We start from the raw sequence: 24,865 nt of genomic DNA, 5'->3' as shown, positions 1-24,865 counted from the left end.
GCGCTGGGCCGGCCGGGCTCCGGGCTCCGGCCGTTCACCGCTCCACCAGCCGGAGCGCCTGCAGGGGGCACATCGCGACGGCGTCGGCCGCAGCGGCCCGCTCGTGCGGACGGACCGGGACGTCGCGGGTGCCGGTGCCGGGGGTGCCGGGGTCGCCCGGGTCGCCGGTCCGGGCACCGGGGCCGCCTGGGTCGCCGGCCCGGGCGATCGGGTAGCCCCACTCGTCGCGCTCGAGCCGCTCGGCGAACAGTTCCGTGCACAGCCCCCGGCCCCGGCAGCGGGTCCAGTCGACGTGCAGCGCGACGTCGCCCGCACCCGCACCCGCGCCGACGCCCCCGCTCACCGCGCACCCCCGCGCTGCAGCAGGCACCGGCCGCCGAGGTGCGCCTGCACGTCGTCGTGGAACACGTCGAGCGCGCTCCGCACCATCCGCGCCACCCCGTCCGGGTGGTGACACGCCCCGCGACCGTCCACCAGCGCGGCGACCCGATGCACCTCGCCTGCCAGGTCACCGGCGGATCGCCCCGAGGCGACGCTCCCGACGCCGGCTCGCCCCGACGCCAGGTCCCCGACGACGTCGGCGATCCGCGGCAGCCCGTTCACGCACGGTCCGCACCGTCCGGCCGACGCTCCGGCGAGCGCCGTCGCCAGCCGGGCCGTCACCGCGATCGGGCAGGTCCGGTCGTCGAGCACGGCGAGCACCCCGGCCCCGGGCGCGGCACCCCACCGAGCCAGTCCCTCGGGGTCGAAGGACGTGTCGAGGGCCGCGGCCGGCAGCCACGTCCCGCCCCATCCGCCGACCAGTACGGCGCGCGTTTGCGCCGGATCGGTCACGGGTAGCCGGGAGGCCCGCAGCAGTTCCCCGAGCGGCGCACCCCCGGCGGTCTCCAGCACCACCGCGGTGGTCGTGTCCGTCACGTCGCTCACCGTGACGAGCCGCGTGCCGGGGGCACTCGGGCTGCCGACACCCCGCGCCCACGCCGCCCCGAAGCGCACGACGAGTGCTGCCTGAGCGAGGGTCTCGACGTTCGACACCAGGGTCGGTCGCCCGCTCGGCCCGCGTTCGGCGAGCCGCACCACGCGGTCCTCGGGCACACCCCGGCCACCGGCGACGGCCGAGGCGAGGGCGCTGGCCTCGCCGGAGACGAAGGAGGCGTGGGGCAGGACCCGCAGGCTGATCGGCACGGGGTCGCCGCCGCGGTCGGTGCCGCGGTCGGCGCGTTCCGCGAGGGCCCGGCGGACCGGGCCGGCGAGTCGGTCACTCGTGGCGAGCACTGCCTCGGAGGCACCGATCGCGGCGGCCGCGACGGCGATGCCGTCGAGCACCAGGTGCGGTGCGCGCTCGAGCAGGACGGCGTCCTTGCGGCTGGCGGGTTCCCCCTCGGCGGCGTTCGCGACCACGAGGGGCGCACCCCGTCCCCGACGGCGGCCGCGGGCGGTCACGGCGGCGAGCTTCCGGGCGAGCGGGAACCCGGCTCCGCCGCGGCCGTCGACGCCGGCGCGGCCGAGTTCGTCGATCACCCACGGGCCGAGCTGCGGGAGCGGGCCGAAGGTGTCCTCGTGGTCGATGCGCGTCGGACCGGGTGCGGCCAGGAGCCGTCGGGTGCCGGTGGGCGGGACGACGGTGCGGGGGTGGGTCAGGGTCATCGGACGACCTCCAGCTTCGCGGAACGGAACTCGGTGACACGGGCGGTGCAGCGCCAGACGACGGCGACGACGACCGCCGCGGTGCAGATGCCGGCGAGTACGAGGAACCACACGGAGGTGCCGTCGGTCCCCGTGCCGACCGCGTGGGCCAGGGCGATCGGCCACATGGCGTAGGCCGCCCAGTGCACTGCGCGGAAGACCCGCGGGCCGATCGCGCGGCGGAGCAGTGCGGTGACGACGAGCACGACGAGCAGGTCGACGGCCAGGGTGCCGAGCCCAAGCCAGAACCACCGGTAGGCGCCGACGAACGGCACGACCGTGTCGAGGAGGCGCAGCTCGGCCTCGGTGTCGAGCAGCAGCGAACCCACGTGCACCGCGACGAACACGGTGGCGGCGAGGGCGACGTTCCGGTGCACGAGCTGCACGGCGAACCGGGGCAGTCCGGGCAGCGGTCGTCCGCCCCTGGTGACGATGCCGAGCAGCACCGTGAGGGTGAGGAGCAGGACGGCGGTGACCCCGGTGCCCCGGCCGATCACCCAGAGCGCGGTGTCCATCAGGCGACCGCCGATCGGTCGTCGGGCCAGCCGCCGAGCCGCACGACCGTGCCGTCGGCGGCGACGAGCCGGGCGGCGCGTCCGCTCTGCCGGAGCCACTCGGCGGCGGCGCGACCGCGCACCACGGCGGCGGTCGTCATCGTGTTGGCGGTGGTGCACGACGGGGCGACGACGGTCACCGTGCGCCAGACCGGCTCGGCGGGCAGACCCCACCGCGGGTCAAGGATGTGGTGCCGGGCGGTGCCGTCCTGCTCCCAGCGGCGCTTCTGCGTGCTCGAGGTGGCCACGGACCACCCCGTGGCGATCCGGACGTGGTCGACCGGGTCACCCTCGAGGTCCTCCACCCGCACCTGCCAGCCGCCGGACGGATCCGGGCCGGCGGTCGCGACGTCACCGCCGAGGGACACCAGCGCACCGATGCCGAGCCGTGCGGTGATGCTCGCCGCGGCCATGTCGGCGGCAGCGGCCTTCGCCGTGGCACCGAGGTCGAGGGAGACCCCCTCGGGGATGCGCAGGAACGTGCCCGACAGCAGGATGCGCTGCCATGCCGGACGGTCGTCGAGTGCACGAGACAGGGCCTCGGGCGACGGGACCGGCCGGGCGTCGGCGAAGGCGGCGTCGTACCCAAGGGACACCATCCGGCGCCCGAGGGTGGGGTCGACGTCACCGTCGGAGAGCCGGGCTGCGTCGAGGGCCTGGTGCACCAGTGCGGCGAGGAGCGACGACACCTCGGTGCCACGCACCAGGTCGTCGGCGCATGCGGTGAGTTCGGAGTCGTCGCGGAAGCGGCTGCACGCGGCGTCGACGGCGGAGGTGACCTGCCGGACGCAGGACTCCGCGGCAGCGAGGTGCCGACGGTCCCGGTGGTCGAGGACGACCCGGGCGGTCGTGGTCCAGAGGTCCCACTCGGTGGCGGCGCGCACGGTCACGACCCTGTCGTCGTGGTGTCGGAGGCGCCGCCGGTGCTGCCCTGCGAGACGCCGGTGTCCGAGTCGCTCGTGCCGGAGTCGGTCGTGCCGGAGCCGCTCGTCGAGTCGGTCGCGGCGTCGGTCGGCTGGGTCGACGAGTCGGAGTTCGTGCTCGTGTCGGCGCTGCCGCTCGAGTCGGCACTGCTACTCGTGCTCGTGTCGCTGCTCGTGCTCGCCTGCTCGTGCCCGAGCCAGAGCCCCGCACCGGTGACCATCGCCACCACGAGCCCGCCCATGCTGACGAGCGCACTCGTGATCCGTGCGGATCGCCTGCCGCTGCCTCTGGTGTCCATCGGTGCTCCTCGTCGTCATGACGAGGTTCCCGAGGGCACCGATGAGCCAGCCGCGCACCCGCCGCGCACCGACCGTACGAACCCTGTGGTCCGTCTAAGAGCACGTGCTCCGGAGACGGCGGCGGGACCGTCGGTCAGTGGCCGAGGCCGCCGAGCAGGCTCGCGAAGTCGGGGGTCGCGGGGAGCGCGTCGGCTTCCTGCGGCGCCCGCCTGGAGGCCCGGACCGCCCAGGCCAGGTCGGCTCCGGCCCGGCGGATGCGACCGTCCAGGGCGGCCGCATCACCGTCGGTCCCCCAGTCGTCGGTCGCGGCGAAGACCCCGGTGGGCACGATCGCCGCGCGCAGGTACGCGAAGACGGGCCGCAGGGCGTGGTCGATCGCGAGGGAGTGCCGCGAAGTCCCGCCGGTGGCCCCGAGCAGGACGGGCATGTCGGCCATGGAGTCCTTGTCGAGCACGTCCAGGAACGACTTCGCGAGTCCGCTGACGCCCGCGGTGAAGATCGGCGTGACGAACACGACGGCGTCGGCCTCGACCACGGCGGCCATCGCTGCGGAGAGCGCCGGGGCCGCGAAGCCGGTGAGCATCGCGTCGGTGATCTCGTGCGCGAGCGGCCGGAGTTCGACGTGCACGACGTGTGCCGGGGTGCCCTCGGCGACGAGCGACGCCACGGCGGCCTCGCCCAGACGGTCGGCGAGCAGGCGGGTGGAGCTGGGCTCGGAGAGTCCGGCGGAGACGACGGCGATGGTGGTCATGATGCTTCCCGACTTTCGATGCGTTTGCATGAACATAGCATCCAACCGGGGCGCCGTCGCAACCATTCCCGCCGACGAGCAGCGTGCCGATCGGTCACGACTCCCCGCGTGCTGACTGCGGAGCGGTCATGAAGTGTCGACTGGGACCCCCGCAACCGACGAATCGTGACCGCCCCGGGGACGAAGAACGCCCCGGTCCTCACGAAGAGGTCCGGGGCGTTCGGTCAAGCGTGTGTCGGTCGACTAGCGACGCAGGCCGAGGCGCTCGATGAGCGTGCGGTAGCGGGCGATGTCGACGTCGGAGAGGTAGCCGAGGAGACGGCGACGCTGACCGACCATGAGGAGCAGGCCACGACGCGAGTGGTGGTCGTGCTTGTGCTCCTTGAGGTGCTCGTTCAGGTCGTTGATACGACGCGTCAGAACGGCGACCTGGACCTCGGGGGATCCGGTGTCGCCCGGGTGGGTCGCGTACTCTTCGATGATCTCCTGCTTGACCTGTGCGTCAAGTGCCATGGTGATCCCCTTCCTGTCCGTTGCGCGGTGCCCGTGCCTGATGCACGAGCGCTCTTTGTCCGCGGCCGTTCGACGGCAACCGCACAAGACTACCAGAGTCCTAGGCGGTCCTGGGGTGCAGACGGCGTCGGCGGCGACGCTCCGGCAGCAGACTGCGGACGAGTCCGACCAGCGTCGCGCCGAGCAGTCCGCCGAGGCCGTTCGACAGCACGTCGCGCGGGTCCGCGACGCGGTACGGCAGGTAGGTGGCCTGCGCGAACTCGATGCCCGTGGACAGCGCGACCGCGACGAGCGCGCCGAGGATCCACCAGCGCCGGGGCAGCCACAGCGCCGCGAGCACCCCCACCGGCACGAACATCGCGATGTTGGCGAGGAACTCGGTGCGCTCGTACGTGAACCACGTACCGTGCGGGAGCTGCTGCACCCAGGCGATCGCGTGCAGGACGAGCGAGTTCTGGGCAGAGGTGAAGACCTGCGGGGTCAGCGTCATCCGCCAGATCACCCAGGCGTAGCCCGCGGTCAGGGCGAGGAGGAGGAGTCGACGGAACATCCGGACAGTGTGCTGCACGGTCCTGGCCGGTCGCTGGAGCGCTCCTGTCAGCGACCGGTGCGACTCCTGGGGGATCGTGGATCGGCGCTGGTCAGGACTCCCCCGCACCTGTCAGCATGGGTCGGGGCGCGATCGGTGCCCACACCACCGACACCGCACGGGCAGATCAGGAGCACCGCAGCATGCCGGAGCACGAGGCACCCAGCACCCCGCGCCGCAGCCGCACCGGCGGCCTGCGGCAGTGGGGGTGGATCGCCGTCGCCGCCGTCGTCGTCGCCGCGGTCGTCACGACGCTCGTGGTCGTCGGCCCGTGGAACGGCGGCCAGCCGGACGGCGACGGCACCCCGAGCGGGCGCACCGTCGCCGAGCGGAAGTCCGCCGCCGAGGCGTTCCCGGGCGGGCTCGCGCGCCAGCCGACCGCCGTGAACCAGGCCGGCATCCGCGAGCGACAGGCACGGGCCGCCGGCGACGCCGCGACCGCCGAGCAGATCGCCGTGATCGCCGACCAGCCGATCGCGACCTGGCTGACGAACACCTCGCGGGCCGAGACCCGTTCAACGATCCGGTCGGTCGTCAGCACGGCGAAGCAACGCGGTGGCACCCCCGTGTTCGTCCTCTACAGCATCCCGGACCGCGACTGCGGCAGCTACTCGAAGGGCGGCACCGAGGACGACGCCTACCTGCCGTGGGTCCGGTCGGCCGTCCGTGCGATGGCCGGTTCGCACGCCGTCGTGCTCGTCGAACCCGACTCGATCGCCCAGATCCAGAACTGCGAGCGGCTGCGTGACGAACGCCTGCCCCTGCTGCGGAAGGCCGTCGACGCGCTGACCGGCCACGGGCTCACCGTGTACCTGGACGGCGGCAACGAGAACCGTGTGCCGACCGCCACCATGGCGGACTGGCTGCGGCAGGCCGGCGTCGACGAGGTGCAGGGGTTCTTCACGAACGTGTCGAACTTCTACCGCGTCGACCAGGAGCGCGCGTACGCCGACGAGCTCGCCGACGCGATCGGCGGCGACCCGCACTTCGTCATCGACGTCTCCCGGAACGGGCAGGGGTGGCGGGGAACCTGGTGCAACCCCGAGGGCGCCGGCCTCGGCCAGGAGCCGCACGTCACCGGCGGCAGCACCCGGCTCGATGCCCTGCTCTGGGTGAAGACGCCGGGGCTCAGCGACGGCACCTGCAACGGCGGCCCCGCGGCCGGCCAGTGGTGGGAGTCGTACGCGCTGGCCCTCGTCGAGCACCGCAAGCGCAACTGACCACGGCACGAGACAGCCCGCGCAGGGCCGTGTCGGTGCCCGGTGGTTGCATGTGCGCATGACCGCGACCGACCGCATCCGCTCCGTCGTCCCGCCCTACCTGCTCCGCGCCGTCGCCGACGCCGGTGCGTTCCCACGGGCAGCCTCGGCGGCACGCACCGCACTGGCCTCGCTCGACGCCGTGCAGGCGCCGAAGCACGAGCACCTGGTCGCGCCGCGCGGCGTCAGCGGCACCGTCGACCGCTCCCCGCAGCGGACGATCACCGACGCGCACGGCACCACGACGCTGCCCGGCACCGTCGTCCGGCGCGAGGGCGACGCCGACTCCGGTGACGCCGCGGTCGACGAGGCGTACGCGGGCCTCGGTGCCACGCACGCCTTCTGGCTCGAGGTGTTCGACCGGGTGTCGATCGATGGCGCGGGGCTCCCCCTCGACGCGACCGTGCACTACGGCCAGGACTACGACAACGCCTACTGGGACGGCAACCGGATGGTGTTCGGCGACGGCGACGGCGAGGTGTTCCGCCGCTTCACCGTCGCGCTCGACGTCATCGGCCACGAGCTCGCGCACGGCGTCACGCAGTACACCGCCGACCTGACCTACCAGGGCCAGTCGGGCGCCCTCAACGAGTCGATCAGCGACGTCTTCGGCTCCCTCGTCGCCCAGTACGCGGCGGGGCAGACGGCCGAGCAGGCGAGCTGGCTCATCGGCGAGGGGCTGTTCACCGACGCCGTGCAGGGCGACGCGCTCCGGTCGATGCGAGCCCCCGGCACCGCGTACGACGACCCGGTGCTCGGGAAGGACCCGCAACCGGCGACCATGGCCGGGTTCGTCGACACCACGGACGACGCCGGCGGGGTCCACACGAACTCCGGCATCCCGAACCACGCGTTCTTCCTGGCGGCCACGGCGATCGGCGGCCCCGCGTGGCTGGGCGCCGGTGCCGTCTGGTGGGACGCCCTGACGTCGCCCGAGGTGACCGCCTCGATCGACTTCGCGGGCTTCGCCACCGTCACCGTCGACGTGGCCGGGCGGCGGTTCGGGAACGGCTCCGCCGAGCAGACCGCGGTGCGCCAGGCCTGGCAGCAGGTGGGCGTGCTCGACTGACCGCGCCACCCGGGCGTAGCGTCGTGGGCATGCGCATCGAGGTCCGCCGCTCCGGGGGCTTCGCCGGCACCACACGGCGCTGGCGGGTCGACACCGACACGAGCAGCGACCCCACGGCGTGGTCCGAGGTCGTCGATGCGTTGCAGCGCACCCCGGCGCCGACGGCAGCGCCCGTCCCCGACGACTTCAGCTGGACGATCACCGTCGAGCGCACCACCGTGACGATCCCCGGTCGCCGCCTCGACGGTCCGTGGGCCGACCTGGTCGCGCGTGTGCGCTCCGAGGGCGACCCGACCTGAGCCGGGAGGCCCGTGGCGGGCCCGCACCGGGCCTCCCGTCCGCCCCGCGGTCACGCGAGCGTCAGTCGACGTCGATGACCGTCAGGCGACGGGTCGGACGCGTCATCGCGACGTACACCGCGGCGGCGGCACGGGCGGCGTCGGCGCCCACGCCGTCCGGGTCGACGAGCAGCACGCCGTCGAACTCCAGGCCCTTGGCGTCCGCACCCGTCAGCACCGTGAGCGAGCCGGCGTTCGGCGAGGCGAGCCCCCGGACGTCCGCCTCGGTGCGGGCGAGCCGCTGCCGGACCGTGTCGACCTGGGACTCGGGGACGATGACGCCGATGGTGCCGGAGCCGATCCGGGCACGCTCGGCGTCGGCGACCGCCACGACGGTGTCGAGCAGGTCGGCCCGGGCGACGCGGACACGCTCGACCGGGTCGCCGTCGCGCACGGCCTCGTTGCGGGTGACGGTGAGGCCGGCGCTGTCCGCGAAGGCCCCGGCGGCCTCGACGATGGAGCGCGGGGTGCGGTAGTTCACCGTGAGCTGCTCGATGCGGTGGTCGAGCGGCACCTGCGGCGCACGGCCGCGTCGGCGACGCGCGAGCGCCCCGATGACGTCATCCCAGGTGCGTGCGGCACCCGGCGAGGAACCCTGCGCCATGTCGCCGACGATCGTGAACGAGCGCAGCGGGTTGCGGCGGGCGAGCACGCGCCACTGCATCGGCGAGAGCTCCTGCGCCTCGTCGACGACGATGTGCCCGTAGGTCCACTCGCGGTCGTCGGCGGCGCGCTCGGCCGTGGAGCGGGGGTCGCCGCCCTCGGCGAACGAGCCGGCGACCTGCTCGGCGCTGACGATGCCCTCGACACCCATGTTCTCGATGGCCTGGCGGGCGTTCTCGATGTCGCGGTTCCGGCTGGCCTTCGCCGCGCGCTTGGCGGCGCCGCCGGTCGGGTCGAACGGGCCGAGCAGTTCGGCGGCCTCGTCGAGCAGGGGGACGTCCTCGACGGTCCAGGCTGCCCCTCGGGCACGCTGCAGCAGGGCTCGGCGCTCCGCAGTCCAGTCGGGGGTGAGCGAGGCGAGCCAGTTCGGCCGGGCGTAGAGGTCCTCGAGGAACTTCTCCGGCGGCAGCGGCAGCCACGCGGTGTTGAGCAGCACGCGGGCGTCGTACGAACTCCGGATGTCCTCGCGCAGGACCTTCTCGTCGGCCTCGTCCACCGTGGTGCCGCGCTCCCGCAGCTGCTCGGCGAGCAGGCGGGTCATCGCGTCGAGGGCGATCTTGTTGAACGTGACGCGAGCGGCGTTGTGCGGCTTGCCGCGGTCCTGCGCACGCTTCATGGCGTCGGCGACGAGCTGCGGCGGGACGACGAGCCGCTCGCCCTCGACGTCGAGCGTGACCGACTCGGTCGGAACGACCTGGCGCGAGCGCACGGCCCGCCGAAGGAGTGACGCCATCTGCGCTGCGCCCTTCACGGCGGCGACGTCGCGGGTGTCGTGCGTCGTCGCGTGCACGCCCGGGTAGAGCGAGCCGAGCGACGCCATCACGACACCGGTCTCACCGAGCGACGGCAGCACCTGCTCGATGTACGTCAGGAACGCCGGGGACGGACCGACCATGAGCACGCCGGAGCCCCGCAGCCGCTCGCGGTACGAGTAGAGCAGGTAGGCGGCCCGGTGCAGCGCCACGGCGGTCTTGCCGGTGCCGGGGCCGCCCTGCACGACGAGCACGCCCTCGAGCGGGGAGCGGATGATGCGGTCCTGCTCGCCCTGGATCGTCGCGACGATGTCGGTCATCCGGCCGGTGCGCTCGGCGGTCACCGCGGCGAGCAGCGCCCCCTCGCCCTGCAGGTGGGTGCGCTCGTCGTCGTAGAGCGAGGCGTCGAACACCTCGTCCTCGACGCCGACCACGCGACGACCCTGCAGGGACAGGTGCCGACGGGACCGCATGCCCATCGGGTGCGCTGCGGTGGCCTGGTAGAAGGCGCTCGCACCGGGGACGCGCCAGTCGAGCAGCAGCGGCCGGTGCTCGGCGTCGCGCAGCCCCACACGGCCGATGTACCGGAAGGTGTCGTCGGGGTTGTCGGGCTCGGCGACCTCGAGCCGGCCGAAGACCAGACGGTCCCCCACCCGCTCGAGCGTCGCGACGGTGTCCTCGTAGAGCCGCGCGTACGCATCGCGCTCGCTGCGGCTCTGGTGGTTCCCGCCGACCGCCTGTCGGCGGGTCTCGGCGAGGCGCTGCTCGGCCTCGGCGGTCAGCTCGTCGAGACGACGGAAGAGGCCGTCGACGTAGCCGCGTTCACGGTCGATCTCGGTCGGTTCGGACACACGCAACCCTTCGGGAAGAGGGGGAACCAGTGTACTGCCCACCGGGAGCCCCGCTGTCCCCGAAGGGTCGCGTCGGAGTCACATCTCCTCGTGCGTGTCCGGGTCGCCGTCCCACAGACGACCGCGCTCGAGCGCGGAGATCGCCTGCACCTCGTCGTCGGTCAGCTCGAAGCCGAAGACATCGAGGTTCTCCTTCTGACGGGCGGCGTCGCCCGACTTCGGCACCGGCACGGCACCGAGCTGGACGTGCCAGCGCAGCACGACCTGGCCGGGGGCCACACCGTGCGCGGCGGCGGCGTCGACGATCGGCTGCTCGGTGAGCAGTTCCGACCGCTTCGCGAGCGGGCTCCAGCTCTCGGTCACGATGCCGAGCTCCTGGTGCACCTTCCGCAGTTCCGCCTGGGGGAAGTACGGGTGCAGCTCCACCTGGTTGACGGCCGGGGCGACCCCGGTGGCGTCGACGATGCGGCGGAGGTGCTCCGGCGTGAAGTTCGAGACGCCGATCGAGCGGACCTTGCCGCTGTCGCGGAGGTCGACGAACGCCTTCCAGGTGTCGACGAACTTGTCCACCGACGGGTTCGGCCAGTGGATCAGGTACAGGTCGACGTGGTCCAGCCCCAGGTTGCCGAGGGTCTCGTCGATCGAGCGGTGCGCCTCGTCGTAGCCGTGGTGCCGGCCGGGCAGCTTCGACGTGACGACGAGGTCCTCGCGCGCCACCTCGGACTCGCGCACCGCCTTGCCGACGGCGTCCTCGTTGCCGTAGTTCAGCGCCGTGTCGAGCAGCCGGTAGCCGCTCGCGATCGCTGTGCCGACCGCGGCAGCACCCTCGTCGCCGTTCAGGCCGTAGGTGCCGAGCCCGAGCTCCGGGAACCGGTGGCCGTCGTTCAGCTCGATCGTCGGGGCACCGACCTGCATCAGCGGACCCCGAGCAGGTCGATCACGAAGATCAGGGTCTTGCCGGACAGGAAGTGGCCGCCACCGGCGGGACCGTAGGCGAGCTCCGGCGGGACGACGAGCTTGCGGCGACCGCCGACCTTCATGCCGGGGATGCCCTCCTGCCAGCCGCGCACCAGGGCCGCGAGCGGGAAGTCGATGGGCTCGCCGCGGTTCCATGAGCTGTCGAACTCCTCGCCGGTCTCGTACTCGACCCCGGCGTAGTGGACCTTGACGGTCGAGCCGGCGGACGCTTCCTCGCCGGAGCCCTCGACGATGTCGGTGATGACGAGCTCGGTGGGGGCGGGGCCCTCGGGGGCGTCGAACTCGGGCTTGCTGTTCAGGTCAGTCATGCCGATCAGTCAACCAGAGCACGCACCGGGCACGCGCAACGAGCGTCCAGCCCGCAGAATGGTTCCACCGTGACACCATCGACTCCCGCACCGCCGCGCCGCCGCCTGCTCGCCGACCTCACCCCGCTCCGCCGCTCCCCCGCCTTCGCCCGGCTCTGGGCCGGCACCGCGATCGCCGGCATCGGCACCCAGATGACCACGGTCGCCGTCGGGCTCGAGGTCTACGAGATCACCCGCTCGACGTTCGCCGTGGCCCTGGTGGGTGTCATCGCGCTCGTGCCGATGATCGTCGCCGGCCTGTACGGCGGCATGCTCGCGGACGCCTTCGACCGACGCCTCGTCGCGCTCGTGTCGTCGATCATCGCCTGGGTCGCCGTCGCCCTGATCGCCACGCACGCCTGGCTCGACCTGCACAGCGTCGCACTGCTCTACGTGCTCGCGACGGTGAACGCCGTGGCCGCCACCGTCAGCAACGCCTCCCGCTCGGCCATCGTCCCGCGGCTCGTCGGTACCGACCTGCTGCCCGCGGCGAGCGCCCTGGGCGGGATCGCGTCCGGGTTCCAGGTCACCGTGGGTCCGGCGATCGCCGGCGTGCTCATCGCGAGCGTCGGGTTCGCGCCGACCTACACGATCGACGTCGTGCTGTTCACGTTCGCGTTCCTCGGGGTGTTCACGCTGCCCGGATGGCCGCCGACCACGACGCACTGCGGCCCGGGCTCGGTTCGCTCATCGAGGGCGCGAAGTTCCTCCGGCGGTCGCGCAACATCACGATGACGTTCGTGCTCGACATCATCGCGATGACCTTCGGGCAGCCGCGTGTGCTGTTCCCCGCGATCGGCGCGCTCGTCATCGGCGGTGGGTCGATCACCGTCGGCACCCTGACCGCCGCGTACGCGATCGGGGCGCTGCTGTCGAGCGTGTTCTCCGGGCCGCTCGGGCGCGTCCGGCGCCAGGGTGAGGCCGTCGGCTGGGCCATCACGGCGTACGGCGGGGCGATCGCGGCGTTCGGTGTGGTCATCGCGCTGGCGCACGTGCTCGGCGGCCGCTCGGGCGAGGCGTTCGGCGTCGAGATCCTGCCCGCCCTCGGGCTCGCGGCGCTCTTCCTTGCGATGGCCGGCGGCGCGGACAACGTCAGCTCGGTGTTCCGGAACACGATCCTGCAGGCGGCGTCGCCGGACGGCATGCGCGGTCGGCTGCAGGGCATCTTCATCGTCGTCGTCACGGGCGGCCCGCGGCTCGGCGACCTGTACGCCGGCCTGGTCGTCGCGGCCGGCATCGCGTACCCGCCGGTGATCGGCGGCGTGCTCATCATCGGCCTCGTCGCGCTGCTCCTCCGGATGGTCCCGTCGTTCCGCCGCTACGACGCCCTGCACCCGCACGCCAACTGACCGCGGGCGGCGGTCGGGGTCGGGGCCGCAAAACACCGGTGTTCGCGCGTGGAACACCCGCGATCCGCGGTGCGGAGAGTGAACACCGGTGTCTTGCCGGCGCACCAGCGCGACCAACAGGCGGTCGGGAGGCGCGGGGCGGGCCCGCCACGGGCCTCCAGGACCGCACGTGTCGGGTACCGTACGACACATGCCGGACAGCGCATCGCGCGACCTCCAGCGGACCGGAGTCCGCGCCGTCGTCCGGCGCACCTACCACTCGGTCATCCGGCACCGCGTCGTCGACGCGGCCGCGTCGCTGACGTTCTTCGCGCTGCTGACGGTGTTCCCGACCGCGCTGGCGGTCGTGTCGGCGCTGTCCATCGTCGACCGCAAGGGCGACAGCCTGACCGACATCGTCGAGGTCCTCGGGTTCATCGTCCGGCCGGAGACCGCCGAGCACCTCGAGGGGCCGCTCCGGCAGCTGCTGACCCTGGACAACCCGTGGCTCGGGTTCACGATCGGCGTCGTGCTGACGCTCTGGTCACTGTCCGGCTACGCGACGGCGTTCGGGCGGGCGATGAACACCGCCTACGAGGTCGAGGAGGGCCGGCGGATCTGGAAGTTCCGCAGCATGATGCTCCTCGTCACGCTGCTCGTCATGGTCGGCGGCGCCGTCGCCATCGTCATCCTGCTCGGCACACCGACGATCTCCGAGGCCGTCATCCGACAGCTCGGGTGGGCGCCCTGGATCGACGACGTGTGGAACGTGGTGAAGTGGCCGGTGCTCGCGGCCGACCTCGTCGTGATGGTGGCGGTGCTCTACTACGCGACGCCGAACGTGAAGACTCCGCAGCTGCGGTGGGTGTCCGCCGGTGCCGCGTTCGCGATCGTGACCTGGGCCATCGCGACGGTGGGGTTCGCGCTGTACGTGGAGACCCTGGGCGGCGGGAACCGCGCCTACGGATGGCTCGGTGGCGCGATCCTGCTGCTCGTCTACCTGTACATCTCGAACTTCGTGCTCGTGGTCGGCGGGGAGCTCGACTCCGAGGTGATCCGGATGCGGCAGCTGCTCGCCGGCATCGAAGCGGACGAGTCGATCCGGCTGCCGCTGCGGGACGTCACGCGGAACTTCACGCTCGCGCGCTGGCGGGACCAGGACATCGCGGCCGCGCAGCACGTGCGGGCCGAGGCCGCGCGGGTGGCCGAGGACGAGCACGCCGAGCTGACCCCGGGCGAGGAGCACCTGCGGGCGATGGCGCAGCAGGTGCGGGTGGGCGAGCGGCCGCTGCCCTGACGGGTGCGTGCGGACGCCCCGCGTCAGCGCTTGCGCGCCTCGGCGTCCAGCATCTCCTCGGTGATGATCGGGATCGCACCCGTCGCCAGCTCGATGCCCGACAGCCGTGCCGGGCTGAGCACCCGCATGACCTGGTCCTCCTCCATCAGCCCCGCGGCCACGACGAGCGTCGAGATCGGCGTCGAGGTGGTCAGCGCCGTGTGCGCGATCGACGCAGCCGCCGCGTACCCGATGTACGGCGTGAGCGCGGTGACGACGCCGACGTTCGTGTCGACCTGGGCGGCGAGCTTCGCCTCGTTCGCCTCGATGCCGACGACGCAGTGCTCGCGCAGGGTCGCGCAGCCACGGGACATCCACTGCAGCGACTGCAGGATCGAGTGGGCGATGATCGGCTCGAAGGCGTTGAGCTGCAGCTGCCCGCTCTCCGCCGCCATCGTCACGGTGGTGTCGGCCCCGGCGACCGCGTAGGCGATCTGGTTCACGACCTCGGGGATCACCGGGTTGACCTTGCCCGGCATGATCGACGAGCCGGCCTGGCGAGCGGGCAACGTGATCTCGCCGAGGCCCGCCTGCGGACCGGACGACAGCAGCCGCAGGTCGTTGCAGATCTTCGAGAGCTTCGCGGCGCTGCGCTTCACCGTGCCGGACAGGGTCATGAACGCACCGGCGTCGCTCGTCGCCTCGATGAGGTCGGGGGCGGTGACGACGTCGATGCCACTCGCCTCCTGCAGCTGCCGACGGACCTCGTCGCGGTAGAGCGGGTCCGCGGTGATCCCGGTGCCGATCGCCGTGGCGCCGAGGTTCATCTCGGCGAGCAGCGGCATCACCTTGCGGAGCAGGTCCGCGTCCTCCTGGATCGTGTGCGAGAACCCGGTGAACTCCTGCCCGAGGGTCATCGGCACGGCGTCCTGCAGCTGCGTCCGGCCCACCTTCAACACATCGGCGAAGGCGCGGCCCCGTTCGGCGAACGCCGCCGACAGTTCTTCGAGCTGCACGATCAGACGACGGACCCCGAAGATCATCGCGATCTTGATGCTCGTCGGGTAGGTGTCGTTCGTCGACTGGCTGCGGTTCACGTGGTCGATCGGGTGCAGGTACGCGTAGTCGCCCCGCTCACGCCCGAGGAGTTCGAGGGCCCGGTTCGCGAGCACCTCGTTCGTGTTCATGTTCGTGCTCGTCCCGGCGCCGCCCTGCACGACGTCGACGACGAACTGCTCGCGGAGTGCTCCGTCGCGGACCTCCTGGGCCGCGCGGTCGATCGCGTCGGCGCGCTCCTCGTCGAGGACACCGATCGCCCGGTTCGCCCGCGCCGCCGCCTGCTTCACGGTGACGAGCGCCTCGATGAGGTCCGGGTACACGGCGATCGGGACCGAGGTGATCGGGAAGTTCTCCAGGGCCCGCAACGTGTTGACGCCCCAGTACGCGTCGTTCGGGACCTCCCGTGATCCCAGCGAGTCGCTCTCGGTCCGCGTCGTCGTCACAGGTGCCTCCTCGTTGCCGGTCACACGTCGAGGCTAGTCCCGTCCGTCCGGCCGGTCCGGGAACGCGCCGCGGCTGATGGGACCGCACGTTCCTGCGCGAGCGGGCGGAATGCCGCGGTCGCCTCGGCAACGCACGCCGGCATTTCGCCCACTCGCCCCACGACGGCCTGGAGGCGCGGTGCCAGGCCGCCACGGGCCTCCCGTCGCTTCGTGAGCAGAAGACGTCGGGTCCCAGACGGCGACCCGACACCTTCTGCTCACCGAACGCGCCGCCCGCGCGAGCGGGCGAAATGCCGCGGTCGCCTCGGCAACGCACGCCGGCATTCCGCCCGCTCGCCCGCGACGGCCTGGAGGCGCGGCGCCAGGCCGCCACGGGCCTCCCGTCCGACCCACGGGCACGCCCGGACGCCCTCGCTTGCACTTCGTGAGCAGAAGATGTCGGGTCCCAGACGGCGACCCGACATCTTCTGCTCGTCAAGAACGCGTCGCCCGCGCGAGCGGGCGAAATGGCGTGGTCGCCTCGGCAACGCACGCCGGCATTCCGCCCGCTCGCCCGCGACGGCCTGGAGGCGCGGTGCCAGGCCGCCACGGGCCTCCCGTCCGACCCACGCTCACGCCCGGACGCGAGCGGGCGAGATGGCGGGGTTCCTGCGCGCGAAGACGCGGGTATTTCGCCCGCTCGCGCAGCGCACGCGGTGAACGCGCGACGAGTGAGCAGAAGACGCCGGGTCGCGAAGGGCGACCCGGCGTCTTCTGCTCACTCGGAGAGCTTGCTCGTCAGTGGAACTGCGGGACGATGAGGTAGATGCCGTAGAGCACGACGGCGCCGCACACGACGAAGCAGGCGATGGCCGCGGCGCGGAGCGCACGTGCCGCTGCCGAGGCTCCGGCCGGGTTCGGGAAGCCGGCGGTGGCCGGGCCGATCGTGCCGTCGTCCTTCACGGTGAACTTGCCTTCGCGGGTATCAGCGGCGCTCCAGAGACGGAGGCCGACCGAGTACACGGCGACGACGAAGCACGACGAGACCACGGCGACGAGCGCCACGGTGAGGAATGCAAACCAGTCGATGCCCATCAGCGACGGCCTCCCTTGCGGGCCGCCATGCGACGCAGCGTGCGCTCGCGGCTCAGTTCGGCGCGACGCTGGGCGACCGCGTCGGCACGCTTCTTGCGCTGCATGTCACGCAGCTCCTTGCGGGTCAGGACCGCGTTCGCGGCGACGTCGACCTCGATCGCGGAGGCCTGCTCGTGCGGCTTCCGGAGCGACCACAGGTACAGGCCGAGGATGACGACGGCACCGATCACGGCGTCGAGCACGAGCCCGATGACGCCGAGGCGGGCGATGCCCGAGGCGACCGCACCGACCGCGGCGGCGGCGGGCAGGGTGATGAACCAGGCGATGACGATCTTGCCGGCGGTCGACCACTGGATCTTCGAGCCGCGGCGGCCGAGCCCGGCACCGATGATGGAGCCCGAGGACACCTGCGTGGTCGACAGCGCGAAGCCGAGGTGGCTGGAGGCGAGGATCGTCGCGGCGGTCGAGGCCTCGGCGGCGAAGCCCTGCGTCGCACGGATCTCGGTGATGCCCGAGCCGAGGGTGCGGATGATGCGCCAACCGCCCGTGTAGGTACCGAGGGCGATCGCGAGGGCACAGGCGACGACGACCCAGAACTGCACGCCCTGGTTCGACGACTGCGCGCCCGAGGCGATGAGGGTCAGCGTGATGACACCCATCGTCTTCTGCGCGTCGTTGGTGCCGTGCGCCAGGGACACCATCGAGCTGGTGAAGACCTGCCCGATGCGGAACCCGCCGCGCTCGTTCGGGAACACCGGACGCTTCGTGATCCGGTACGCGATGCGCGTCGACAGGAACGACACGAGCGCGGCGATCACGGGCGAGGCGAACGCCGGGATGATCACCACCGTCAGCAGCGCGACGTAGTTGACCGACTGGAACCCGGCGCCGACGATCGCGGCACCGATGAGCCCGCCGAACAGCGCGTGCGACGACGACGACGGCAGCCCGCGGAGCCACGTGATCATGTTCCAGACGACTGCCCCGATCAGGCCCGCGAAGATCATCTCCGGGCTGATGGCGACGCCACCGGGCCCCTCGTTGATCAACCCGTGCGAGATCGACGTCGCTACGGCGGTGCTGAGGAACGCACCGACCAGGTTGAGCACCGCGGCGACGGTGACCGCCACCTTGGGCTTCATGGCGCCGGTCGCGATCGGGGTCGCCATCGCGTTGGCGGTGTCGTGAAAACCGTTTGTGAAGTCGAAGAAGAGGGCCAACGCGATGACCAGGACGACTATGAGTGTGATGTCCACCGCGGGCAAGTGTCCCAGGCGTCGGCCCTTCGAGCAAACCTGATCGGCAACCCGTTGTTCACCGCAGCTTCACACTCGTTCAGCTTCGGAACCATGCCGATGGGAGAATGCGTCTATGGACACCGCTGAGCTCCTCATCCTGCTGATCGGATCGCTCGCGGTGACGGGGTTCGCCCGGGCAAAGGGGCTCCCCGCTCCGCTGCTCGTCACGGCGGTCGCCCTGGCCGCCTCGTTCCTGCCCGGGCTGCCGCCGATGGAGATCGACTCCGAGGTCATCCTCACGGTGATCCTGCCGCCGCTGCTCTACTCGGCGGCCCTCGACGTGTCGTGGCAGAGCTTCCGCGGCTCGATCAAGCAGATCCGACGGCTCGGCATCTTCCTGGTGATCGTCACCGCCCTGGTCGTCGGCGGGGTGGCGTACCTGCTCATCCCGGACATGACGCTGCCGGCGGCGATCCTGCTCGGCGCGATCGTCGCCCCGCCGGACGCGGTGTCCGCCGCCGCGATCGGCCGGAAGCTCGGACTCCCCCGACGCGTCATGACCGTGCTGTCCGGCGAGAGCCTGATCAACGACGCGGCCTCGCTGACCCTGGTGCGGGTGTTCACGCTCATCATCGCGGGCACCTCACTGACCGTCTGGCAGGACCTCGGCATCTTCGGCCTGGCGATCGGCGTCGGTCTGGTCGTCGGCATCGTGCTCGGCGTCGTCGTGCACTGGATCCGGATGCGCATCAACGACCCCGTGGTCGAGACGATCATGAGCATCCTGCTGCCCTTCGTCGCCTACATCCTCGCCGAGGACCTGTCCGGCTCCGGGGTCATCGCGGTCGTCACGGCCGGCCTGTACATCGGCTACAACTCGCCGAAGGAGGGCTACGCCACCCGCCTGCAGGAACGTCCACTCTGGACGAGCATCGACGTCATCCTCGAGGGCTTCGTGTTCGCGCTCATCGGCCTGCAGCTCAACACCGTCGTGCAGGACCTGGTCGAGAGCGAGCGGAGCCTCGGGCAGACACTCACCGCCGCGGCCGTCGTGCTCGTCGTCGTGATCCTGGTGCGGCCGCTGTTCGTGTTCGAGTCCTACGCGCGCAACCGCTTCAACGGGAAGTGGCTCCGGCCACTGCGGATCAAGCTGTCCCGCGGGCACCCCTCGCTGCGCTGGATGCGCGGTTCCGCCGAGCCGAAGCTCAACTGGCGGGAGCTCACCGTCATCTCGTGGACGGGTATGCGCGGTGTGGTGACCCTGGCGGCTGCGGTGTCCGTCGTGGCGAGCCCGACGCAGATCCCGGCACAGGACACGATCTTCATCATCGCCTTCTTCGTCACCGTGGGCACCCTGCTGCTGCAGGGACTCACCCTGCCGTTCGTCATCCGCGCGCTCAAGGTGCAGGACCCGGCCGAGGGCGAGGAGGACGTGCGCAGCGAGATGCGGCTCAACCAGCGCACCACCGAGGCCGCGATCGAGCTGCTCGAGAAGCGGCGTCCGGCGTGGGCGAAGCAGTACGGCTCGGAGGCCGTCGACTCGGTGGTGAACCGGCTGAAGGCGCGACTCGAGCGACAGGCCGAGACGTTCCGTCAGGACGCCGAGGAAGAAGAGGACGAGGGGCGGAACGTCGCACTGCGCCTGCGTGGCTCGCAGATCCAGGACATCCGGCGCGAGCTCCTCGACCGCCGCCGCGAGATCGTGCTCGAGGAGCGGGAGAAGGGGAACCTCGACGAGGAGGTCATGCGCCGCGTGCTCGTGACCCTCGACGCCGAGGAGCTCGCGATGGACTCGGCGCAGGCGTCGCGCAGTCGCTCCTGAGCACCCCGGGCGTATCCTGGCGCTCCGATCGAGAGCAGGAGCAGAGCGCCGAGTGAGCACGCCGCGGAACGACGTCCCCAGGAACGACGACGGACCGGAGCGCCCCGGCGGTCCCCGTCCCACGCCGCCGAAGCCGCGCGGGACCCGGCCCTCCGCACGTGGGACCAAGCCCCGTCGTGGTGGCAAGGTCGCCGGGCACACGCGTTCGGGACCCCGGCGACAGGCTCCGGTTCCTGCGCCCCAGCAGCACGGCGCCTACCGCCGGTGGTACTCGACCTTGCACCCGTCGCTGCAGCTGATCGGCCTGCAGCTCTGGATGCCGCTGTTCTTCATCGTCGGGTTCTGCCTGTGCTACGTCTTCGCGTTCCACGCCCCGCACCCACACGACGTCCCGATCGCCCTGATCGGCAGCGACCCGGCGTTCGTGCGGGCGGTGCAGCAGGCGTTGCCCGGCGAGTTCGTGTTCCACACGTACGACTCGCTCGCGCAGGCGAAGCGCGACGTGGTGGGCGGCTCGATGGCGGTCGCGTACGACCCCGCTGCGAACGAGTTCTTCAAGGCGAGCGCGCACCAGTTCCAGGTCGCGAGCCTCGTACCGGCCACCCTCACCGCGGTGCTGACCGGCCTGGGCGTCGCCACCCCGAAGGTCACCGAGCTCGCACCCCTGCCGGCGTGGGACGAGTACGGCACCGTCGCGATGTACGTCATGCTCGCGTGGTGCATCGGCGGCTACATGGTCGCGATGTTCATCGGCATCATGGGCGGCCCGCTCCGGCACCGCACCCGGATGACGGTCATCGTGGTCGGCGGCCTCGTCATCTCGCTCATCACGAACACGCTCGCCGGGCCCGTGCTCGGCGCCATCCACGGGCACTGGATCCAGCTCGTGCTCATCGCCTGGGGCTGGATCGTGGCGATCGGCCTGGCGGTGAACGGCCTGAGCTACTTCGTCGGCCGGTTCATCGCCGCACCCGCGATGATCTGCTTCGTCTTCCTGTCCATGCCGTCGTCCGGCGGCGCCTACCCGAAGTGGTTCATGCCCGAGCCCTTCGCCTGGCTGAACAACGTCGTCGTCGGCTCGAGCATGGTCGACATGATCAAGCACCAGGTCTACGGCGTCGGCCCCGGCCCGGCTCGCGGCCTGATCACGATGGCCTGCTACGCCACGGCCGGCCTGGTGCTGATGTACTTCGGCAAGAAGTGGTGGGAGCGCCGACGGATCCGGGCGATCGTCACCGGCCGGACCACGATGTTCCAGGACGCCAACACGGCCAACCGCGAGTTCCTCGGCGGGCAGCGCGACGCCGAGCTCGAGCGCCACGGCCTGACCTCCACCGAGACCGGCACCCTGAGCGTGCTGCGGGACGACGACTGGGAGGACGACCGCACCGGCGGTGACGTCTTCACCGGCGGTCGCGACGGCCTCGAGCCCAGCGGGACGCCGACCGGACGCATCGCCGTGCAGCGCCCGGCGAACCGGAAGGAACCGCGACCGGCGGCGGCGCAGCACGGCAAGCACGTCGACCGCTGACGCGTATCCTGATCGGATGAACCCGCGCATCACCTGGCACCGCGTCCTCATCACCGTCGTCGTCGTGTTCCTCGTGCTGACGGTCGGCTTCTACGCCGCGAGCGTCCTGCTCGCGCCCGCCGACGGCCGCGGTACCGCCGGGCTGTTCGTCGGGTGGGCGATGTTCTCGATGATCGGCGCGATCGTCGTCGGCATCATCGACTTCTTCGTGCGGCCCCTGGGCGGCCGGAGCGGCGACGCCGACGTCATGGCCGCCGCCGAGGAAGCGCGCACCGGCAGCACCCGCACCCAGCAGCCGCGCTAGCCGCTGGCAGCGAGGCGCTAGTCGCCCGCGCCGACGCCGACGCCCGTCCCGGTGAACCCGGCGACCGTCGCGTCGTCCTCGGCGAACGTGAACCGCGCGCGGACGCTGCCCCCGGCGAGCACCCCCGGCAGCCAGTAGCGGGCGTCGTCCCACATCGCGTCGTAGGGCACGGTGTCGACGGGGATCCACCTCGGCTCGAGTTCGTCCGAGCCCGACGGGTCTCCCTGCCAGCGGCGGCAGACGAAGACGTCCGAGACCTGGGACCAGGACGGTCGGTACGGGAACCGGTAGTCCAACGTGCCACGGGCCTCCAGGTCGACCGTGTCGAGCTGCAGGCCGACCTCTTCACGCACCTCGCGCACGGCGGTCTCGACCGCCGACTCGCCGGGCTCGCGCTTGCCGCCGGGGCCGACCAGACGGCCCGTGCCGAGGCCACGGCGCTTCTCCCCCAGCAGCACCTCGGGGCCTGCCTCGCCGTCGCGCAGCAGGTACACGACCACCACCCGGGGATGCTGGGACTTGCTCTCGTCGCGAAGGGTCACGCGTCCAGTGTGACCGATGGAGTGTCGTACGCTTTTCCCATGGCAGGCGTGCTGCGGGGGCACCATGGCTGAGCCCCGCAGGACCGGGCGCAGCCTCGAAGTGCTGCGCGCCGAGGCCGCCGAGGAGATCTCGATGCTCGTCGAGCACCGGAGCCGTCAGGGTGAGGACCCGTGGGAGTTCATGCCGACGCTCCCCACCGTCGACGAGCAGGTCGTGCTGATCCTGCGTGCGGACGCCGTCGACCTGGACGAGGCGATCGGCAAGCGGCACGCGCAGTGGTCGAGCCACCCGGCGTCCGGGCAGGGCACCAGGCTGGGCGAGGAGTACCACCGGCTGCGCCGGATCGCGCTGCAGCACCCCGAGCTGACGCCCGCCGTGTGGAAGCTGCTGGGCGCGCTGCCCGAAGCCGGCTGAGCTGCGGTTGGATGGACGCATGACCGAAACCGTGCTCGCCGTCCTCAACCAGCCCTCCCGCGACGCCGCGCCGCACGACCCCGCGGCCGACGCCTTCACCTGGGCGAAGCCGCTCGAGGAGCACGTGCAGGTGCAGGACCTCGGCGTGACGCGCGGCGACGGCGTGTTCGAGACGATCACGGTCATCGACGGTCGGCCCCAGGCCCTCGAGGCGCACCTCGCCCGCTTCGGCCGCTCCGCCGCGATGCTCGACCTGCCCGCCCCTGATCCGGAGGCCTGGCGCCAGGCCATCGAGGCCGTCTGCGCCCGACTCGACCCGGTGCGCGAGGCCTTCGCCAAGACCGTCCTGACCCGCGGCGTCGAGGGCACCGACCGCCCGACCGGGTGGGTCTACGCGGCGCCGTCGGGCGACTCCACGGCCGCACGCACCGAGGGCATCTCCGTCGTCGTCCTGGACCGCGGGTACCGGCACGACGTCGAGCGCACCTCGCCGTGGCTGCTGCAGGGCGCGAAGACGCTGTCGTACGGCGTCAACATGGCCGCCCTGCGCGAGGCCGTCCGCCGCGGCGCCGACGACGCCCTGTTCGTCTCGAGCGACGGCTACGTGCTCGAGGGCACGCGCGCCAACCTGATCATGAAGGTCGGCGACCGGCTCGTCACGCCCCGCACCGACATCGGGATCCTGGCCGGCACGACGCAGGCCGACGTGTTCCGCTTCGCCGAGCAGGAGGGCATCGAGACCGCCTACGAACTCGTCACCCTCGCCGACCTGGCGGCGGCGGACGCGCTCTGGCTCGTGTCGAGCGTGCGGCAGGCGGCGCCGATCCGTTCGGTGAACGGCGACGCGCGCCCGATCGACGCGGAGCTCACGACGCGGATCAACGACTTCCTGCTGGCGCGCGAGGTCTGAGTGCGCGGCGCCCCGGCGCAACGGCCTGGAGGCCCGGATCGCGACCCGCAGGCACGTCGCGATCCGGGCCTCCAGGCTCTGCACCCGCTACCAGCGCGGCGTGGTGACGCCGGCTCCGTCGGCCCACGTGAAGACGGACTCGCCGTCGATCCAGACGCGCGTCGCGCGACTGGTCGCGTCGAGCGGGTCGCCGTCCCAGAGCACGAGGTCGGCGTCGTACCCCTCGGCCAGCCGACCGACGCGGTCCCCGAACCCGAGGAACTCGGCCGGGTTGACCGTGAGCGCCTCGAGTGCGGTCTGGGCGGGCAGGCCCTCCTTCACGGCGGCGGTCGCCTGGTCGACGAGCATGTTGATCGGCACGACCGGCGCGTCCGTCGTGATGGCGACCCGCACACCGGCCGCCGCGATCGTGGCGAGGTTCGGGATGCCGCGGTCGCGGAGCTCGACCTTCGAGCGACTGGTGAAGAGCGGGCCGTAGATGACCGGGATGTCCTTGGCGGCCAGCACGTCGGCGATCTTGTGCGCTTCGGTGCCGTGGTTCACGACGAGCCGGTAGCCGAACTCCTCGGACAGGCGGATCGCGGTGGCGATGTCGTCGTGGCGGTGGGTGTGCTGGTCCCAGACGAGCTCGCCGTCGAGCACCCGGACGAGCGTCTCCTTCGTCAGGTCGCGGGCGAACGGCTCGTCCTTCGCGGCGGCGGCGTCACGGGCGGCCCGGTAGTTCTGCGCCTCGACGAAGGCGTCTCGGATGACCTTCGCGACGCCGAGCCGGGTCGAGGGCGTCTGGCCCTTGCCGCCGTAGACGCGCTTCGGGTTCTCGCCGAGGGCGCTCTTCACGCTCACCGAGTCGGAGATGAGCTGCTCGTCGATCGTGCGGCCGCCCCAGGTCTTGATGGCGACGCTCTGACCGCCGATCGGGTTGCCGGAGCCGGGCTTGACGACGATGCTCGTGATGCCGCCGGCGAGCGCATCCCGGAAGCCCTCGTCGTCGATGTCGATCGCGTCGATCGCCCGGACGCCGGCCATGTTCGGGGCGGTCATCTCGTTCGTGTCGTTGCCGGCCTCGCCGTTGGCCTCCTCGTGGATCCCGACGTGGCCGTGTGCCTCGACGAAGCCGGGGACGAGCCACGAACCCGCGGCGTCGATGACCGTCATCCCCTCGGGCGGAGAGACGTCCGGACCGATCGCGGTGATCCGGCCGTCCTCGACGACGACCGCGCCGCCGTCGAAGGCGGGGGCGGAGACGGGGACGACGTGGGCACCGGTGATCGCGAAGGAGTTGCTCATGGCACCAACGGTACGCGTGGGCGTGCGGGCGGCGGCGAGCGGGCGGAATACCGATTCCTGGCG

General features: G+C 72.1%; 25 protein-coding genes and 1 pseudogene. 10 read left to right on the top strand and 16 right to left on the bottom strand.

Annotation, left to right across the window (positions count from 1 at the left end; translation table 11 throughout):
- Positions 1-34: 34 nt before the first annotated feature.
- The 8 genes from FFG40_RS08500 to FFG40_RS08465 form a co-directional block, all read right to left on the bottom strand.
- A complete protein-coding gene (locus FFG40_RS08500) occupies positions 35-343 on the bottom strand; it encodes a ferredoxin (RefSeq protein WP_260678831.1) in 309 nt (102 codons plus the stop codon).
- On the bottom strand, positions 340-1,647 hold the full coding sequence (locus FFG40_RS08495) for an NADH-ubiquinone oxidoreductase-F iron-sulfur binding region domain-containing protein (RefSeq protein WP_138802872.1): 1,308 nt from the start codon (positions 1,645-1,647) through the stop codon (positions 340-342). The genes FFG40_RS08500 and FFG40_RS08495 overlap by 4 nt, the downstream gene beginning before the upstream one ends.
- Positions 1,644-2,201 carry a ferric reductase-like transmembrane domain-containing protein gene (locus tag FFG40_RS08490; RefSeq protein WP_138802871.1) on the bottom strand — a complete coding sequence of 186 codons (558 nt, stop codon included), beginning with the start codon at positions 2,199-2,201 and terminating at the stop codon, positions 1,644-1,646. The genes FFG40_RS08495 and FFG40_RS08490 overlap by 4 nt, the downstream gene beginning before the upstream one ends.
- Positions 2,201-3,124: an FAD:protein FMN transferase gene (locus FFG40_RS08485; RefSeq protein ID WP_185974140.1), complete on the bottom strand. Its 924-nt coding sequence runs from the start codon at positions 3,122-3,124 to the stop codon at positions 2,201-2,203. The genes FFG40_RS08490 and FFG40_RS08485 overlap by 1 nt, the downstream gene beginning before the upstream one ends.
- A gap of 2 nt (positions 3,125-3,126) precedes the next feature.
- Complete coding sequence (locus FFG40_RS08480; RefSeq protein WP_138802869.1) at positions 3,127-3,462, bottom strand: hypothetical protein; 336 nt, start codon at positions 3,460-3,462, stop codon at positions 3,127-3,129.
- Positions 3,463-3,596: 134 nt separating this feature from the next.
- The gene (locus FFG40_RS08475) at positions 3,597-4,214 is read right to left on the bottom strand and encodes a CE1759 family FMN reductase (RefSeq protein WP_138802868.1); all 618 of its coding nucleotides are present in this window, start codon (positions 4,212-4,214) and stop codon (positions 3,597-3,599) included.
- 243 nt (positions 4,215-4,457) lie between these two features.
- A complete protein-coding gene (gene rpsO, locus FFG40_RS08470) occupies positions 4,458-4,727 on the bottom strand; it encodes a 30S ribosomal protein S15 (RefSeq protein ID WP_017885935.1) in 270 nt (89 codons plus the stop codon).
- Positions 4,728-4,827: 100 nt separating this feature from the next.
- Complete coding sequence (locus tag FFG40_RS08465) at positions 4,828-5,277, bottom strand: VanZ family protein (protein WP_138802867.1); 450 nt, start codon at positions 5,275-5,277, stop codon at positions 4,828-4,830.
- A 182-nt stretch (positions 5,278-5,459) separates the two neighbouring features.
- Between FFG40_RS08465 and FFG40_RS08460 the strand changes: the two genes are divergently transcribed.
- From FFG40_RS08460 to FFG40_RS08450, 3 genes are read left to right on the top strand one after another with little or no spacing between them, the layout of a single operon-like run.
- Positions 5,460-6,536 (top strand): glycoside hydrolase family 6 protein, encoded by a 1,077-nt coding sequence (locus tag FFG40_RS08460; protein ID WP_185974139.1) that lies wholly within the window; start codon positions 5,460-5,462, stop codon positions 6,534-6,536.
- Positions 6,537-6,594: 58 nt separating this feature from the next.
- Entirely contained in the window at positions 6,595-7,644 is a 1,050-nt protein-coding gene (locus FFG40_RS08455; RefSeq protein ID WP_138802865.1) for a M4 family metallopeptidase, read from the top strand.
- Between the two features lie 29 nt (positions 7,645-7,673).
- Positions 7,674-7,943 (top strand): protealysin inhibitor emfourin, encoded by a 270-nt coding sequence (locus tag FFG40_RS08450; RefSeq protein ID WP_051596534.1) that lies wholly within the window; start codon positions 7,674-7,676, stop codon positions 7,941-7,943.
- A 61-nt stretch (positions 7,944-8,004) separates the two neighbouring features.
- On the opposite strand, the gene FFG40_RS08445 is transcribed toward FFG40_RS08450, so the two are convergent.
- The 3 genes from FFG40_RS08445 to FFG40_RS08435 form a co-directional block, all read right to left on the bottom strand.
- Positions 8,005-10,248 (bottom strand): ATP-binding domain-containing protein, encoded by a 2,244-nt coding sequence (locus FFG40_RS08445; protein ID WP_260678830.1) that lies wholly within the window; start codon positions 10,246-10,248, stop codon positions 8,005-8,007.
- A gap of 78 nt (positions 10,249-10,326) precedes the next feature.
- Complete coding sequence (locus tag FFG40_RS08440) at positions 10,327-11,163, bottom strand: aldo/keto reductase (protein ID WP_027464743.1); 837 nt, start codon at positions 11,161-11,163, stop codon at positions 10,327-10,329.
- Positions 11,163-11,534 carry an FKBP-type peptidyl-prolyl cis-trans isomerase gene (locus FFG40_RS08435; RefSeq protein WP_173035534.1) on the bottom strand — a complete coding sequence of 124 codons (372 nt, stop codon included), beginning with the start codon at positions 11,532-11,534 and terminating at the stop codon, positions 11,163-11,165. Before FFG40_RS08435 ends, FFG40_RS08440 begins: the two co-directional genes overlap by 1 nt.
- A 69-nt stretch (positions 11,535-11,603) precedes the next feature.
- Between FFG40_RS08435 and FFG40_RS08430 the strand changes: the two are divergent.
- Together FFG40_RS08430 and FFG40_RS08425 are read left to right on the top strand one after the other, a co-directional pair.
- A pseudogene (locus tag FFG40_RS08430) lies at positions 11,604-12,922 on the top strand (MFS transporter).
- Positions 12,923-13,112: 190 nt separating this feature from the next.
- The gene (locus FFG40_RS08425; protein ID WP_138802863.1) at positions 13,113-14,198 is read left to right on the top strand and encodes a YihY/virulence factor BrkB family protein; all 1,086 of its coding nucleotides are present in this window, start codon (positions 13,113-13,115) and stop codon (positions 14,196-14,198) included.
- Positions 14,199-14,221: 23 nt separating this feature from the next.
- Here FFG40_RS08425 and FFG40_RS08420 read toward each other — a convergent pair whose 3' ends face one another.
- The 3 genes from FFG40_RS08420 to FFG40_RS08410 form a co-directional block, all read right to left on the bottom strand.
- Entirely contained in the window at positions 14,222-15,679 is a 1,458-nt protein-coding gene (locus FFG40_RS08420) for an aspartate ammonia-lyase (protein WP_260678829.1), read from the bottom strand.
- Between the two features lie 777 nt (positions 15,680-16,456).
- Positions 16,457-16,753 (bottom strand): hypothetical protein, encoded by a 297-nt coding sequence (locus tag FFG40_RS08415; protein WP_027464739.1) that lies wholly within the window; start codon positions 16,751-16,753, stop codon positions 16,457-16,459.
- Positions 16,753-18,009: an inorganic phosphate transporter gene (locus FFG40_RS08410; RefSeq protein ID WP_035807670.1), complete on the bottom strand. Its 1,257-nt coding sequence runs from the start codon at positions 18,007-18,009 to the stop codon at positions 16,753-16,755. The genes FFG40_RS08415 and FFG40_RS08410 overlap by 1 nt, the downstream gene beginning before the upstream one ends.
- Before the next feature lie 115 nt (positions 18,010-18,124).
- Between FFG40_RS08410 and FFG40_RS08405 the strand changes: the two genes are divergently transcribed.
- The 3 genes from FFG40_RS08405 (at position 18,125) to FFG40_RS08395 (ending at position 21,648) form a co-directional block, all read left to right on the top strand.
- Complete coding sequence (locus FFG40_RS08405; RefSeq protein WP_111057467.1) at positions 18,125-19,813, top strand: sodium:proton antiporter; 1,689 nt, start codon at positions 18,125-18,127, stop codon at positions 19,811-19,813.
- Between the two features lie 277 nt (positions 19,814-20,090).
- The gene (locus tag FFG40_RS08400) at positions 20,091-21,344 is read left to right on the top strand and encodes an ABC transporter permease (RefSeq protein ID WP_138802861.1); all 1,254 of its coding nucleotides are present in this window, start codon (positions 20,091-20,093) and stop codon (positions 21,342-21,344) included.
- A 16-nt stretch (positions 21,345-21,360) separates the two neighbouring features.
- Positions 21,361-21,648, top strand: coding sequence for a hypothetical protein (locus FFG40_RS08395; protein ID WP_027464737.1), 288 nt, complete (start codon positions 21,361-21,363; stop codon positions 21,646-21,648).
- Positions 21,649-21,665: 17 nt separating this feature from the next.
- Here the strand turns inward: FFG40_RS08395 and FFG40_RS08390 are convergent, their stop codons facing one another.
- Positions 21,666-22,190 carry an 8-oxo-dGTP diphosphatase gene (locus tag FFG40_RS08390; RefSeq protein ID WP_185974138.1) on the bottom strand — a complete coding sequence of 175 codons (525 nt, stop codon included), beginning with the start codon at positions 22,188-22,190 and terminating at the stop codon, positions 21,666-21,668.
- Between the two features lie 64 nt (positions 22,191-22,254).
- Here FFG40_RS08390 and FFG40_RS08385 point away from each other — a divergent pair, with 64 nt between their 5' ends.
- Both FFG40_RS08385 and FFG40_RS08380 read left to right on the top strand, forming a co-directional pair.
- Positions 22,255-22,605 carry a tryptophan synthase subunit alpha gene (locus FFG40_RS08385; RefSeq protein WP_027464736.1) on the top strand — a complete coding sequence of 117 codons (351 nt, stop codon included), beginning with the start codon at positions 22,255-22,257 and terminating at the stop codon, positions 22,603-22,605.
- Positions 22,606-22,624: 19 nt separating this feature from the next.
- A complete protein-coding gene (locus FFG40_RS08380) occupies positions 22,625-23,515 on the top strand; it encodes an aminodeoxychorismate lyase (RefSeq protein WP_027464735.1) in 891 nt (296 codons plus the stop codon).
- A gap of 87 nt (positions 23,516-23,602) precedes the next feature.
- Here FFG40_RS08380 and FFG40_RS08375 read toward each other — a convergent pair whose 3' ends face one another.
- Entirely contained in the window at positions 23,603-24,802 is a 1,200-nt protein-coding gene (locus FFG40_RS08375; protein WP_138802859.1) for an amidohydrolase, read from the bottom strand.
- Positions 24,803-24,865: the final 63 nt, after the last annotated feature.

This window comes from Curtobacterium sp. KBS0715 (assembly GCF_005938005.2).
Lineage (GTDB): Bacteria > Actinomycetota > Actinomycetes > Actinomycetales > Microbacteriaceae > Curtobacterium > Curtobacterium flaccumfaciens.
This window is presented reverse-complemented; position numbering and strand designations above follow the sequence as displayed.

What these genes read in the sequence shown, in the direction of transcription:
- FFG40_RS08480 (WP_138802869.1), bottom strand. Translation starts at nt 3,462, where the DNA reads ATGGACACCAGAGGCAGCGGCAGGCGATCCGCACGGATCACGAGTGCG.
- FFG40_RS08495 (WP_138802872.1), bottom strand. Translation starts at nt 1,647, where the DNA reads ATGACCCTGACCCACCCCCGCACCGTCGTCCCGCCCACCGGCACCCGA.
- FFG40_RS08380 (WP_027464735.1), top strand. Translation starts at nt 22,625, where the DNA reads ATGACCGAAACCGTGCTCGCCGTCCTCAACCAGCCCTCCCGCGACGCC.
- FFG40_RS08455 (WP_138802865.1), top strand. Translation starts at nt 6,595, where the DNA reads ATGACCGCGACCGACCGCATCCGCTCCGTCGTCCCGCCCTACCTGCTC.
- FFG40_RS08475 (WP_138802868.1), bottom strand. Translation starts at nt 4,214, where the DNA reads ATGACCACCATCGCCGTCGTCTCCGCCGGACTCTCCGAGCCCAGCTCC.
- FFG40_RS08450 (WP_051596534.1), top strand. Translation starts at nt 7,674, where the DNA reads ATGCGCATCGAGGTCCGCCGCTCCGGGGGCTTCGCCGGCACCACACGG.
- FFG40_RS08440 (WP_027464743.1), bottom strand. Translation starts at nt 11,163, where the DNA reads ATGCAGGTCGGTGCCCCGACGATCGAGCTGAACGACGGCCACCGGTTC.
- rpsO (WP_017885935.1), bottom strand. Translation starts at nt 4,727, where the DNA reads ATGGCACTTGACGCACAGGTCAAGCAGGAGATCATCGAAGAGTACGCG.
- FFG40_RS08460 (WP_185974139.1), top strand. Translation starts at nt 5,460, where the DNA reads ATGCCGGAGCACGAGGCACCCAGCACCCCGCGCCGCAGCCGCACCGGC.
- FFG40_RS08415 (WP_027464739.1), bottom strand. Translation starts at nt 16,753, where the DNA reads ATGGGCATCGACTGGTTTGCATTCCTCACCGTGGCGCTCGTCGCCGTG.
- FFG40_RS08435 (WP_173035534.1), bottom strand. Translation starts at nt 11,534, where the DNA reads ATGACTGACCTGAACAGCAAGCCCGAGTTCGACGCCCCCGAGGGCCCC.
- FFG40_RS08395 (WP_027464737.1), top strand. Translation starts at nt 21,361, where the DNA reads ATGAACCCGCGCATCACCTGGCACCGCGTCCTCATCACCGTCGTCGTC.
- FFG40_RS08425 (WP_138802863.1), top strand. Translation starts at nt 13,113, where the DNA reads ATGCCGGACAGCGCATCGCGCGACCTCCAGCGGACCGGAGTCCGCGCC.
- FFG40_RS08490 (WP_138802871.1), bottom strand. Translation starts at nt 2,201, where the DNA reads ATGGACACCGCGCTCTGGGTGATCGGCCGGGGCACCGGGGTCACCGCC.
- FFG40_RS08405 (WP_111057467.1), top strand. Translation starts at nt 18,125, where the DNA reads ATGGACACCGCTGAGCTCCTCATCCTGCTGATCGGATCGCTCGCGGTG.
- FFG40_RS08465 (WP_138802867.1), bottom strand. Translation starts at nt 5,277, where the DNA reads ATGTTCCGTCGACTCCTCCTCCTCGCCCTGACCGCGGGCTACGCCTGG.
- FFG40_RS08385 (WP_027464736.1), top strand. Translation starts at nt 22,255, where the DNA reads ATGGCTGAGCCCCGCAGGACCGGGCGCAGCCTCGAAGTGCTGCGCGCC.
- FFG40_RS08375 (WP_138802859.1), bottom strand. Translation starts at nt 24,802, where the DNA reads ATGAGCAACTCCTTCGCGATCACCGGTGCCCACGTCGTCCCCGTCTCC.